General features: G+C 60.5%; 9 protein-coding genes. All 9 read right to left on the bottom strand.

The genetic code is table 11. The features are described 5' to 3' along the window. Positions 1–14: 14 nt before the first annotated feature. The 9 genes from AAEZ06_RS00775 to alg8 all read right to left on the bottom strand — a co-directional run bounded on the left by AAEZ06_RS00775 (position 15) and on the right by alg8 (position 12,657). Positions 15–1,217: an alginate O-acetyltransferase gene (locus AAEZ06_RS00775; protein ID WP_350612477.1), complete on the bottom strand. Its 1,203-nt coding sequence runs from the start codon at positions 1,215–1,217 to the stop codon at positions 15–17. An 11-nt stretch (positions 1,218–1,228) separates the two neighbouring features. After that, positions 1,229–2,761 carry an MBOAT family O-acyltransferase gene (locus tag AAEZ06_RS00770; protein WP_133099790.1) on the bottom strand — a complete coding sequence of 511 codons (1,533 nt, stop codon included), beginning with the start codon at positions 2,759–2,761 and terminating at the stop codon, positions 1,229–1,231. A 98-nt stretch (positions 2,762–2,859) separates the two neighbouring features. Continuing rightward, positions 2,860–3,969, bottom strand: coding sequence for a mannuronate-specific alginate lyase (locus AAEZ06_RS00765; RefSeq protein WP_178114388.1), 1,110 nt, complete (start codon positions 3,967–3,969; stop codon positions 2,860–2,862). A 14-nt stretch (positions 3,970–3,983) separates the two neighbouring features. Then, positions 3,984–5,459 carry an alginate O-acetyltransferase gene (locus AAEZ06_RS00760; RefSeq protein WP_149411061.1) on the bottom strand — a complete coding sequence of 492 codons (1,476 nt, stop codon included), beginning with the start codon at positions 5,457–5,459 and terminating at the stop codon, positions 3,984–3,986. 11 nt (positions 5,460–5,470) lie between these two features. Continuing rightward, positions 5,471–7,048 (bottom strand): mannuronan 5-epimerase AlgG, encoded by a 1,578-nt coding sequence (gene algG, locus AAEZ06_RS00755; protein WP_371923850.1) that lies wholly within the window; start codon positions 7,046–7,048, stop codon positions 5,471–5,473. A gap of 14 nt (positions 7,049–7,062) precedes the next feature. Further along, the gene (locus tag AAEZ06_RS00750) at positions 7,063–8,550 is read right to left on the bottom strand and encodes an alginate export family protein (RefSeq protein ID WP_350612474.1); all 1,488 of its coding nucleotides are present in this window, start codon (positions 8,548–8,550) and stop codon (positions 7,063–7,065) included. Continuing rightward, positions 8,547–9,947: an alginate biosynthesis TPR repeat lipoprotein AlgK gene (algK, locus tag AAEZ06_RS00745; protein WP_350612472.1), complete on the bottom strand. Its 1,401-nt coding sequence runs from the start codon at positions 9,945–9,947 to the stop codon at positions 8,547–8,549. The genes AAEZ06_RS00750 and algK overlap by 4 nt, the downstream gene beginning before the upstream one ends. A gap of 9 nt (positions 9,948–9,956) precedes the next feature. Next, complete coding sequence (locus AAEZ06_RS00740) at positions 9,957–11,126, bottom strand: PilZ domain-containing protein (RefSeq protein ID WP_350612470.1); 1,170 nt, start codon at positions 11,124–11,126, stop codon at positions 9,957–9,959. A gap of 49 nt (positions 11,127–11,175) precedes the next feature. Continuing rightward, positions 11,176–12,657 carry a mannuronan synthase gene (gene alg8 / locus AAEZ06_RS00735; protein ID WP_178114382.1) on the bottom strand — a complete coding sequence of 494 codons (1,482 nt, stop codon included), beginning with the start codon at positions 12,655–12,657 and terminating at the stop codon, positions 11,176–11,178. Positions 12,658–12,727 lie beyond the last annotated feature (70 nt).

The raw sequence follows: 12,727 nt of genomic DNA, 5'->3' as shown, positions 1-12,727 counted from the left end.
GTGAGTTACCTCTTTCAGTTTTGCGCCCGGTCGGGCGTCTCGGATTTTTGGGTGTTTAGTTGGGTGTTTAATTGAGTGTTCAGTGCCATGTTCTGTTGGCGTGTACCGGCTTCTTTAAGCTGCGCAACCCACTGCGGGTCGGCATCGCCGATTTCGTTGTTCACAGGCAGATAACGTTCCGGAAACTCCCAGATCAGCACTTGTGGCGGGCTGTTCTTGAAGTCGTCGCTTTTCAAATAGCTGAGCATCGGCAGGATCGGGCCGTGGCCGTCTTCGGAGTAATTCACCACGTCGCTGCCCAGGGCTTGTTTCAAGGCACCGACGAAGTTCCAGTTGGGGTTGGCGCTGTAGCTGGTGCCCACCAGGGCCACCGGCATTTCACTGTCGGCGAACAGGGCGTCGTCGCCATCGGCCTTGGTTTGCACGGCGTGAGTCACGCGTTTCTCCAGAGGCTCCTGGGGCGGCATCAAGTTTTCGAACAGTGGGTCCAGGGGCAGGAACAAGCGCAGGTCGCCCTTGTGCGGTTCGGTTTTCTCGGCTTCGGTGACAAAGCGCTGGGGCTCGCCGCTGAGGGGGGTCTTGTCGGTGATAGCCTTGGCCAACTGCTGCGCGGCGACCTGGGCGCCGTCGGGCGTCCAGTGGGTGTCGGTGCGCAGGAACACCTGATGGCCGTTGTGCTTGGCCTGTTGCAGCGGGCCCAGCAGGTCGGGAGCGATGATTTTGTCGGCAGCGACGCGAGCATGAAAATCCTTGTAGAGACCTTCATGAATACTCGCCGGGCGCACATCACCCAGGTGTTCCGGGTACAGGCGCACCTTGGCCGGCACAATCGCCATCACCAGTTGAATGCCTTTGGCCTTGAGGGTCTGGCGCACGCCTTCTACCAGGGCGTAGTTGCCTTGCAGGTTCTGCTCTTCGTTGACGGCGGGGTTGAATTCCTCGTCGCTGTACAACCAGTGATCGCGACCCAGCACCACGCCGGGACGACCTTCGTTGAACAGCTTGTAGTCCAGCGCCGCCCACAGGTTGGTACCCAGGCGCTTGATCGGGAACTCTTCGTCGTAATGGGTCTCGACGGCCTTGGCCCAGCGGCCGTTAAGCACCGTGGCATCGGCGTTGGTGCTGAAGCCCAGAAAACTGCGCATCGACCAGGCGCCCAATGCGAGCAGCACGGCCATGAACAGGCTGATATAGAGGACGCGTAATGAACGGGTCATGGTCGGCTCCCTCAGAACTGGAAGTAAAGGAACGGCGAGAAACTCTGCGCCGAAAGTTTGAGAATCGAGGCCACGAACAACAACAGCACTAGGGCGCGCATGGCGTAGCGTGGCCAGGCGGCGGCCCAGTAGGCCGGTTGCACCTGGGCATTACTGCCGACGGTGTAGCCGGGTTCCTGGATGCTGCCGGGGTTTTCGCCGGGTACGGCCTTGATCAGGCTTGGATCTGCAGGCTTGGTTTTTTGTGCCGGACGGTTGCTGTAGAAGTCCCGCAGGCCAAAGAACGCCAGCGTTGCATAGGCCACCACCATGGTTGCCACTTGCAGCCCGGTGAGGTTGGCGCGGTTGAGTTCCGACAGCGACCATTCGCCGAAGCTGAACATGGCGCCGTACATGCGACCGGCGACGTGCAGGTTTTCCGAGCGGAAGATCACCCAGCCCATTACCACCAGCAGGAAGGTCAGCGCCCAGCGAATCGGGTTGAAGCTGCGCGGTGAGGTGTCGAGGCCGATGGCTTTTTCAATCGCCAGCCACATGCCGTGCCAGGCGCCCCAAACGATGTAGGTGATGTTGGCGCCGTGCCACAGACCGCCGAGCAACATGGTCAGGAACAGGTTGCGGTAAGTGGTCAACGTGCCTTTGCGGTTACCGCCCAGGGTGATGTACAGGTAGTCACGCAGCCAGGTGGACAGGCTGATGTGCCAGCGCCGCCAGAACTCGGTGATCGACTGGCTGATGTAGGGCTGCTTGAAGTTTTCCATAAAGCGGAAACCCATCATCAGACCCAGGCCGATGGCCATGTCGCTGTAGCCGGAGAAGTCGAAGTACAGCTGCGCGGTGTACGCCAGCGCGCCGAGCCAGGCGTCGCCGGTGGTGGGGTTTTGCAGGGCGAAGCAATGGTCGGCGACCACCGCCAGGGTGTCGGCGATAAACACCTTCTTGATGAAACCCTGCATGAACCGCGTACACCCCTCGGAGAACTTGTCGAGGGTGTGGGTACGGTTGTTGAACTGGTCCGCAAGGTCTCGAAAGCGCAACACCGGGCCGGCGATCAGGTGCGGGAAGATCGCCACGAACGCCGCAAAGTCGATGAGGTTGTGGGTCGCTGGCGTGTCGCCACGGTAGACGTCGATGATGTAGCTGATGGACTCGAAAATGTAGAACGAGATCCCGATCGGCAACAGTACATGGGTGAGGATAAAGGGAGAAAGACCGACTGAGGTCATCATCGCGTTGATGCTGTCGACCCCGAAGTTGGCGTACTTGAAGTAGCCGAGGATGCACAGGTCGACCGCTACGCCGAGCAACAGCCAGCGCTGGGCCGGCTTGGTGCGCACGCCTGCCGCACCGACCTTGAGGCCGATCCAGTAATTCCACAGCGTGACGGCGGCAAACAGCGCCAGGAAGTCCACTCGCCACCAGGCGTAGAACACATAACTGGCAATCAGCAGCAGCAGATTGCGATAGCGTTGCCCGCTTAAGTAGTACAAGCCGAGAAAGATCGGCAAGAACAAAAACAGGAACACATTGGACGAGAAAACCATCCCGATCTCTCCATGTTTAACCAACAGTCAAGGGCCAACGGCCCCCCCAGACCCCCCGTGAAAAACCGGACGGTTTTATGCGTGATCAGCCCGGTGTATCAGCTGCCTTTGTCGCCTTTTTCATGCGCCGGGTCGTAGACCTTGGTTAGGTCACCCCCGAGGCGGAACGTCTTGAACGGCTGCATCCCGTGCTTGCGCTCAAGCACTTCGGGCGGGCAGGTGTAGAGGCTGCAGAACGGTTCCAGCCAGGCAAATTTCATGTCCTGCTTCAGGTCTTTCATGTCCTGTTTCTCGCCGTTCTTCTTCTCGAAGATCTGCGGGTCCTTGACCCCGGCCAGTACCTTGTCTCCCAGGCGTTTGAGTGCGCCGTTGTTTTCCGACCGCACATCCACGCCGTTGACCAGGGCGAAACTGGCAATCATCGACAGCGGTGGCAGGGCGTAGTTGTGGTACGCCAACGCTCGTTGTTGACGCTTCAATTCGTTGGGCAGGAAACCTTGATCGTCCACTTGATTGGCGCCGACCTTGTATTCCTTCACCGCCCAATCAAACAGGTCGCGGCGGTTGGTGGCGATGGACGTTGCCATCACCGACCAGGCGGCCCAGTAGGAGTGGTTGTTGGTTTTCTCAAGCGGCAGGTTGTCCCAGTCGCTGACCACCTGATCGGCCATTTTGCTGAACCAGGCTTCGATCAACTGCGACTCCTGCTGACGGTTTGCCAGCGGGTGTGAGTCGGAAAACTTCAGGCGGATATAGGCCGAAGCCATGCTGCCCAGTGCCCATTTGCGCATGGACTTGCCGGTGTGGTTGAAGTCCTTGGACATCAACGCATCGGCCTTGGCCCAGCCGGTCAGCCAGTTGAGCGTGCATTCCAGCTGTTCCGGACGGCCGTCGCGCATGAACTGCATCACCCGTTTGCTGGTGTCACGTTCCAGCGTGGTGATGTCGGCGGTGGTGTCGCGAAAGGCTTTTTCCGATTGCACGTTCAGGGTCGAGCGGGCCTTGTCGGAGCCTTCGTATTTGCTACGAAATTGCAACGGGCCGGTGTAAGGCGTCGGCATGGAATCGCAGCCGTCCTTGAAGTCACCGGTCTTGAATTTTTCCACCGGCGCGAAGTAGCCCTGAGGCGGGCGCAGTGGGGCGGCGGCGTTGACGGAGCCGGCGAAGATCGCCAGGCCCAGCAAGGTCGGCGTCAGTAGTTTTCGAATTGGCATAAGTAACCTCATTGCACGACTTTCTCTAAGGGCAACTGGGCGGTGTTTTGCCCGGCGCCAGGGAATACGTTGCGTGTGCAAATTTTCGCTTCGACTTTCTGCGCAGCAGCGCCCGCTTCGGGGCCCTGTACTTCCACGGCCAGCAGGGTTTGCGTGGCCCAGTCTTCATCGGTGCGCAGTTCAAAGGCGAAACGCCCGTCTGTATCGGATGTTTCGGGTTTGTCGATTTTGATGTCCTCGTGGCGCCCGTTCATGTACCAGAGGGTGGCTTGCAGGGTTTTCACCGAGGGATCGGCGAAGCGGATGTCGACCTGGTGGTTGCTGTTGCGCAGGTCCATGTTCTTGCTGTTGACCATCAATTCATTCTTGCCGGGCTTGAGCGTGGTGCTGGCGCTCATCTGCGCGGTCTTGCCTTCACAGCCGTTGTCCAGCAGCGACATCATCTGGCGGTAGGTGGTTTCCTGATCCAGGCGGTACAGCGGCGAGAATTCCCAAATGAGGATCTTCGGTGGCGACTTCTGGAACTCTTCGCTGCCCAGGTACTGGATCATCGAGCCTTCCAGGCCACCGCCGGGGAAGGCGACGTTGAGGATGTCGGCGCCGATTTCTTCTTCAAGGAAACCGGCGAAGTTGTAGTTCTTGCCGCTGTGGCTGGTGCCCACCAAGGTGATCTGCGGGTTGCCGGAATCACCGAACAGGTCGCCGTCGCCCGCTTCGCCCTTGGGCTCTGTGGTGAACTGGTCCATGTACTGGATCGCGTAGCTGGTACCGCACAGTTGCCCGGCCATGTTGTGCAGGGTGCCGGTCTTGCCCATGCGGCCAGACTTCTTGGTCTGGAATTCACGCTTGGGAATGTCGGCAAAGGCGGCCATTTGCTTGACTTGTTCGCCGACAATTTTTGCCGTGCGCTGGGCGCCGTAAGGAGTCCAATGCTGGTCGCCACGGAAGTAGAAATCGTGGGCCGGCAGTTCGTCGGGCTGCCCTGGTGATAAATCTTCATTGGTCAGCGACGACAGGTCCGGCACCACATAACCCATCTTGGCAAAACGGCCGAGCATGGTTTTGTAGTTGCCCAGGGCCTTGTCGAAATCGAACTTGGCTTTCTCTTCGGCATTGAGCTTGTTGCGGTTTACCAGGCCACGGGTTGGCTGGTAGACCACCACCAGTTCCACGCCTTTGCTCTTGAACGCATCGTGCAGTAGTTGCATGCGTTTGTAGCCGGCGGGGCTAGTGTTGAACTCGGTGCGCAAATCTTCCTGGGTCCGGAACAGCCAGTCGCCCTGGGCTTGCACCAGCGTGGTGAAGTTCTGCTGATAGCGGGTGGTGTAGTTCTTGGCGTCGTGGGCTTCGGGGCACAGGTTGCAGCACGGGTCGGCGGTGAACGCCGGTGCCTTGACCTCATCGGCGCGCACGCCTTGGCTGGCAGCCAGCAGGCCGAGGGTCAAACCCGAGAGGCTGAGCAGTTTGATCATGTGTGGGTGCATAAGGGTCATCCTCAGTCCTGCAATTCGGTCTGGCGTTCGACAGGGTCGATCAGCACGGCTTTCTGCTGGCGTACCAGCAGGTCGAGAATTTCATCCTGGCGCTCGCCGAGAATCCCCGAGAAGCTGATACCGCTGGATTTGGTCGGGGCGAGCATGGACACGCGAAACAGCTCGATGCTCAACGGTGAGTCGATGGACAGCGGCCCGCTGCCGTTGGCGGCCAGTTCACCGCCGACCACGATCAGCGAGACCTTGGTGTCGAACGGGTCGAGATCGAAGTCGCGGTCGGTGTTGGTGAGGTCCTTGATGTGCCCGTAGACCCCGGTCAACCCATTGGCCATGGCGATGTTTTCGTACAGACGAATGTTCACGCTGTTACGAATCCGGATGCCGTGGCGGCGGTTACTGATCACCTTGTTGCCCCACAGCAGGTTGTCGCCGCTCTCATAGAGCGTGATGCCGTCGGTGTGGTTTTGGTAAATCTCGTTGTCGGCGATCACGTTATTGACGCTGTTACGGTCGATCACCAGGCCCGAGAGCTTGTTGTCGTAGCTGCGGTTGTTGAAGATGAAACTGTCATTTACTTCCCGGGAAATGATGATGCCGTGCTTCTTCTTGGTGCCGTAGACGGTGTTGTCGGTGATGATCAGACCGTGGGAACGGTCGTGGGGGTCAATGCCGTAGACAAGGTTGTCCTTGTAGGTATTACCCTTGATCACAAAGCCTTCGGTCTCGTAGCAGTAGAAGCCGTACCACATGTCCGAGAACTCGGAGCCGATGATCCAGCCGGTCGGCTCTTTACGCTTGAGCACCTTGGCCATGTTCGGCGTGTACTGGGAAATACTCACCCCGTAGGACTTGCTGTTGGCGTAGCCGAAGCTGGCCATCTTGCTGTTGACGATGTAGGTCTCGGTGCCGCCCCAGGCCAGCAGGAACGGGCGAAATTCCTTGGACGACTGGAAGGTCGCCGGGCCGTTGCTTTTCTCGCGCCAACCGGTGATTTTGGTGTCGCGCACAAACAGCTTGCCGTCGTTGACCAGGAACGAGCCGGCTTCCTGGGACAGGCGCAACTCTTGAGTCTGCTTGTCGATTTCGAGGATGCCTTTGTTCCCGACCACAATCGGTAACCTGGCCAGGAACACGCCCGGCGAGGTTTCGCTGAGGTACTGCTTGGGCACTTTCTTGAGCAGGTCCTTGAGGTTCATGTAGCCGTCGTCGATAAAGATCGCCTGGGGAATGCCGTGCTGGCGCACCACCCATTCGGCCATCTTGTTATCGCCGCCGATAAAGTCCTTGAGGGCGTCTTCCTGCATCATCCGGCGCACGCTGACCTTGCCGACCTTACTGCGCACGATTTTTTTTGCAGCGGCTTCTGCGGTGTAGCCCGAGACGTCCGGCAGCGCAGGCTTGGGCATCTCCAGCGGCGCAGTCGGCGGGCTGGTGATGGTGTAGGTCTTGGCCTGTTGCAGTTCCTTGGCGATGGTCGGCGCTTTGACTGCCGGCTCTGCATTGGCCATGGCCGAAGCGCTGGCCAGCAGCATCGCTGCGACCAGCAGGCTGACCGAGCCTTTGAGGGCTTGAGGGTTCATTGCGCAGGCTCCCATCAGAAGCGCCAGATCACGTCGACAAAGGCGCGGTGCATGTACGAGTCGACTTGTTTGCCGTAGGCATCGCCCGGTTTGAACACACCACCACGAAAGCGCACCAGGGCCGACGGTTCGTCGATCGACTGGCTGAGCGCGGCCGGCAGCAGGCCTTTCTTGAAGTACTTGGTGACCACCAGGTCCACCTCTTGGCCGAGGTCTTTCTTGCCGTCTTCCAAGGGTAGGGACGAGGTGGAGAGCACGGCGCCGGTGACGTCGTCGGTGTTGTTTTGCACCGCGTCGATGCCGTTGCTGCCCACTGGCTTGTTGCCGTCCACGCGCCAGAACTTGTGGTAGACCAGGCTGGCGTCGTAGTCGTCGCGCAGTTGCCAGGAGCCGAATAGGGTGGCGGTCTGCACGTTGTTCATCTCGCCGCGAAATGCCTCACCGAAACGGTGTACGCGAGATTGGGTGCCGGTGTAGTTGGAGCGGTTGCTCTGCAGGCCGTTCTGTTCGTAGTTGGCGCTGGCACGGGCATAGGCCGCACCGACTTGCCACTGCGGGTCGAGGCGCAGGCGCACACCCAGGTCGGTTGCCCAGCCGTCGACGTCGTCGCTGCGTTTGGCGGTGGCCGGGCGGGTGCCGTCGGCGTTCAAGGCGTTGACGGTGTCGCGATCGCCCTTCATGCCGGTGATGCTGGCCCAGTAGTTGACGGTGTTGGTGTTGCGCCAGTTGTAGGCGTCGCTGTTGGCTTCGATGCCGAGCCAGGTCAGGTCGCCGTTTTCGCGCTTGTCCAGGGAGTCAGCAGCTACGCCCGGTTCCGGGAAGTCGAGCTTGCCGTCGTCATGGGTGTGATGGCCGCGCAGGCCGATCCACTGCCCCGGCGTCCATTGATAGGCCGCGTCGGCGTAGAGGTGCTGGCGGTCCTTGTCCTTGGGCGCCAGTTCCTTGAGGTCGGTGCGGTATTCGCTGAAGCGTTCGGCAGCGCCGACATTAGCCCGCAGCAGGGTGGTGTCGAAGGTCCAGTTCAGCGCTTCGATGTTGGTGTCGCGCCACTGGCCGTCGTCGTTGCGCAGGCGTTGGCGCCCGAGTTTCAGTTGCTCGCCGGGGTAGGGCGTAAAGCCGCTATAGCCGATCCAGAACTCGCGCAGGGCCAGGTAGTTTTTCTTGGTCTTGCGGTCGTCGTTGCTCGACTGCTCAGTGGCGTCGGCGTCGGACTGTTGCAGGGTATCAGTCTCGATGATGTCGCTGGCCGCTACCGCCTGACCCATGGCGTAGGCGCTCCAGTTGCCGCTTTCACCGTAGACCCACGGGCGCAGGTCGAGGCCTATGCCGTTGACGTCGCCCTCTTTCTGCGTGCCCAGGTCGCGATCGTCTTCGGACTGGCCAGTGACTTTGACTTCCAGGCCGAAGTTCTTTTCTTCGGTCAATGCGGCCAGGGTCGGGCACGACCACAGCAGTGCGAAGGTCAGGCCAATACCGGCCTTGACGAATGGATTGAGCTTCATAGGGATTCCTCGCCGTCTTCTTCTTGCAGGGCGTGCAGTTGCAGCGTGTTTTGACTCAAGGCGCCGCGGGCGGCCTGTTCTTGTTGCAGCAGGCGCTGGCCTTCGGCACGCAGGGCTGGCGGCAGTTGCGTGTCCAGCTGCGCGGCCAGTTCAGTGGCTTGCGGTGTGTCCTGTGCCTTGGCCAATTGGCTGAAGACCCAGGCGTTGAGGGGATCGGGCTTGGTGCCCTTGCCCTGGGAAAATAGCTGGGCAATAGCGAAGTCGGCACTGTTCTGGCCGTTGCGCGCAGCGGTCAGCAGGTGGTCCAGAGCTTTTTGCGGATAGACCTGGCCCAGGTAGCCACGGCGGTAGATCTGGCCGAGGTAGTAATCAGCGGCGACTTCGCGGCCGACAGCTTTCTGGAAGTGCGCTTCGGCGGCCTTGGCATCGGCCGGTACCCATTTGCCTTCGTAGTAGAGCTTGCCCAGCAGCAGTTCGGCGCGGGGCTGGTCGGCGGCGCTACCGTTGTCCAGGTACTTCATCATCTGGTCGACATCGCCCAGTTCGGGGAAGTCGTAGAGCAATTGCGCCAGGCTGACCCAGGAGGCCGGGTAGCCAGGGGCGATTTTTTCCAGCAGCGCTTGCGCGGTTTTTTCGTCGGTCTTGCCCAGGCTCGCATCACCCAGCACACGGGCTACGCTGTCCACCCGTTGGGCGGTGACGGTGCCAAGGCTGAAACCTGCTTGCATCTGCTTGAGCAGTTCAGCTTGTTGTTCAGGCTGGTCGCGTTTCTGGTAGACGGTGGCCAACTCGACGTAGCAGATGTCGGTGGTGCTCAGTGCCGCCTTGCAGATGGTTTCCACTTCGTCCAAGTGCTGGTCGTACGTGCCCTGGGTGCGGTACAGCAGCACCTGGGCCAGACCCGCTTCTGGGTAACCGGCGGTGCGCCATTTGCTGATTTGCTGCTGGGCGTTGATGTTCGGGAAACTGTGGGGATATTGCAGGTACAGCATCGCCAGGGGGATCAGGGTGTTGCCTTCGCCATTGGCAAAGGCTTTTTTCAACAGGCCTTCAGCTTCGTGTTGCTCGGCCTCGGTGGAACCGGGCTTGGCTACCAACAGGCGACCCAGGCGAGCCTGGGCGCGGGGCGAGATGTCGGCCGCCGCGCGGTAGGTGGCTTCGGCCTGTTTTATTTGCGCAGGGTCGCGGGTGCCTACCTGGATATCAGCCAAGCCCACTTGGGCTTCGCTGTAGCCCAGGTCGGCCAGTTGCTGATAGTTCTGCGCAGCCATCGCCGTGTCGCCACGCTTGAGGGCTTCATTGGCCAGGCGCTGGTCGGGCAGGCCGGCGCAACCGGCGAGCGCGATGGCCAGGGCCAGTGGTACCGGCAGGAGTCGAAGTGGGCTAGTCACAGGCATGTCCTCTGCTTAAAGACCGGCGGCCATGGCTTTGTCGATCAGCCAGTTCAGGGATGGGCCACGGTCGCTGGTCACTTCCACCGGCCGGCCGGCGTAGGCGCTGTCCAGCGGAGCGTCGGGCTTGATCTGCACACGAATGTCGGAGGACAGGTCGGCGCTGTTGAGGCTGGTGCTGCTGACGATGGTGCCGGTGCGGGTCTGTTCTTCGTCGGCGACCTGGAAACTCACCGGCGTACCTGGGCGCACATCACCGAACTGGCGATAGGAGAAACGTGCCTCGACGTTGGCCTGGCTGCCACGTGGCACCAGTTGGAAGATCACGTCGCCCTTGCTGGCGTACTGACCATCAGCCACCAATTGCTGAGCCACGATGCAGTCGCACGGGGAGGTCAGGGTGCCGGTCATTTGCTTGCCGAACAGCTCTTCAACCTTGGCCGGTTGCAACTGGTCTTCGTCCAGATGGCCCTTGAGCACGTCGAGCATGCTGGTGCTGAAGGTGGCGAGTGGCGCGCCTTTGGCCGCCACCGCATCGCCTTTGATCAGGCTTTGCACGGTGCCGTCGCGAGGCATCGTGATGTTCATGCCGGGCACGCTGACCAGGCCAGCCTGGGCGTGGCTGACGAAGTACATGCCGTACACCGACTTGAAGATGAAACCGAAAGCGGCCAGGCCGACGAGGAAGATCGCCAGGCTGAAAGTCACGGCCCGCAGGCGACCGAAGGCACTCATGCCGCTGCCGCCGTCCTTGACCTTGCGCGCCTTGGTGAAGTTGTCGCGCTGCAGGGTGGCGAGCACGTCGCCCATGGTCACGATGTCACCGGACAGGTGCGAGGTGATCAGGTGACGCAGGGTGGAAATATCTTGCGGCTCCAGGTTCTGGAACTGGCAGCCGGTGCGGCCGGTCTGGCGATCGTAAGAGCGAATCAGCAGCTCGACGTCCATCGCTAGGCCAAGGTTGTCGATGACGAACTGCAAGCGACCCTTATGCACATCGCCGACTTTCAGCGGTTGCTGGGCGGCGTTGAAGGCCAGGCCGCCAGCAGACAGGTCGATGACCCGCACTTCCATGGGCGTGCGGTCGGCGCCGAAGAAGCGCAGCTTGGCCGGGATTTTGACCCGGGCGTGTTGGCGCTGGGCTTCGGACTCGTGAACAACATTGGCGTTTACTGGAGAATTCATTGGGCTATTCATGGCGGTGTAATTCCTAGTTAATTCAGGCTTGGCAGGGTCAGACCATCATCAGCAACACAGCAACGAAGATGCTGCCGGCGGAGAAGGTCATGGTCCGAGACGACCAGGTGTTGAACCAACGTTGAAAGCTGGCCAAATCGCGGGTCAGTTTGGTGTCCTGGCGGGTCCAGGACTGTTGATCGAGGCGGAAGAACACGTAGATTTTTACCAGCGCGCCGACGATCTGGTTGTAATAGAGAATCACCGGGTAGGCCGGGCCGATCTTGTGGCCGGAACACGACAGCAGCAGGGTCAGGATCAGGCGGGTGATGCCGATCCACAGCAGGTAGGCGAGGATGAACGCGCCGCCGTATTTGAAGCTGGCGATGATCGCTACGGTCAGGCCCAGCAAGGATGTCCACATCGACACGCGCTGGTCGAACAGCACCACGCTGGTGAACGCACCGAGGCGTTTCACACCCAGGCCCAGGGCCCGGGAGTTCTGCCGCAGGTTGTTGCCGTACCAACGGAACATCAGTTTGCGGCTGGCCTTGATAAAGCTCTTTTCCGGTGGATGCTCGACGGTGTTGATCGCCGCATCCGGCACGTAGAAGGTGTCGTAGCCCAGGCGCATCAGGCTGAACCAGCTGGACTTGTCATCGCCGGTCAAGAACTTGAAGCGGCCCAGGCGCCAGTGTTGCAGCGAGTCGCTTTCGACGTCGGCGATAAAGCTCGGGTCGGTGACGACGCTGGCGCGGAACACCGACATGCGCCCGGTCATGGTCAGCACGCGCTTGGACAGGGCCATGGAACACATGTTGATGTGGCGCTGGGCGAAGCGCAGTTTGTGCCACTCGCTCATGATGTAGCCGCCGCGCACTTCGCAGAACTCGTTGGTGGTCAGGCCGCCGACATTGCCGAATAGCTGGAACCACGGCACGGTCTTGCGCACGACGCCTTCGGCGAGCACGGTGTCGCCGTCGATCACTGCAACCACGGCGCGGTCGTCCGGCAGGTGGCGGGAGATGGCGCGGAAACCGTAGGCCAGGCCGTCACGCTTGCCGGTGCCGGCGATGCGCACGAAGTCCAGCTCAACGTGGGCCGGTGGGTTCATCTTTTCCCAAAGGCTCTTGACCAGCAGCTCATCGGACATTTCCACCAGGGAGCAGACCACGGTGGTGGGGAAGCCGCATTCGATGGCTTCGCGGATCACCGAGCGGTAGACCTGGGCAGTGGTCAGCGCATCGATACGAAAGCTGGTGACCATCAGGAATACGTGAGACGGGTCTGCCGACTTGCCCAATTTGCGCACTTTGCGCCGCAGGTGCGGGTAGACCACGTAGAGAAACAGCATGCCGCGCACAAAGTGCGTGGCACCCATGGAGTAGCGCCAGATGCCGACGGCGCCAATCAGGAATATGAAGTCCTTGGACTCGGAGTCGAAGATGGTCGCCGGCAATGCCAGGGCCAGGCCCATCAACAGGCTTAAAAACAAAAGCCAGCCAGCGGATTGAAGTAGCACGTGTTTTAGCTTGGACATAAGCGTCATCCGAAGGTGAAGGAGGCTTCAAGCCGCAAGCTACAAGCTGCAAGTGAAGCGCTTTTAACTT

The organism is Pseudomonas sp. HY7a-MNA-CIBAN-0227 (assembly GCF_040310325.1).
Taxonomy (GTDB): domain Bacteria; phylum Pseudomonadota; class Gammaproteobacteria; order Pseudomonadales; family Pseudomonadaceae; genus Aquipseudomonas.
The sequence above is the reverse complement of the archived record's forward strand: the minus strand, read 5'-3'. Positions and strand labels throughout refer to the sequence as shown.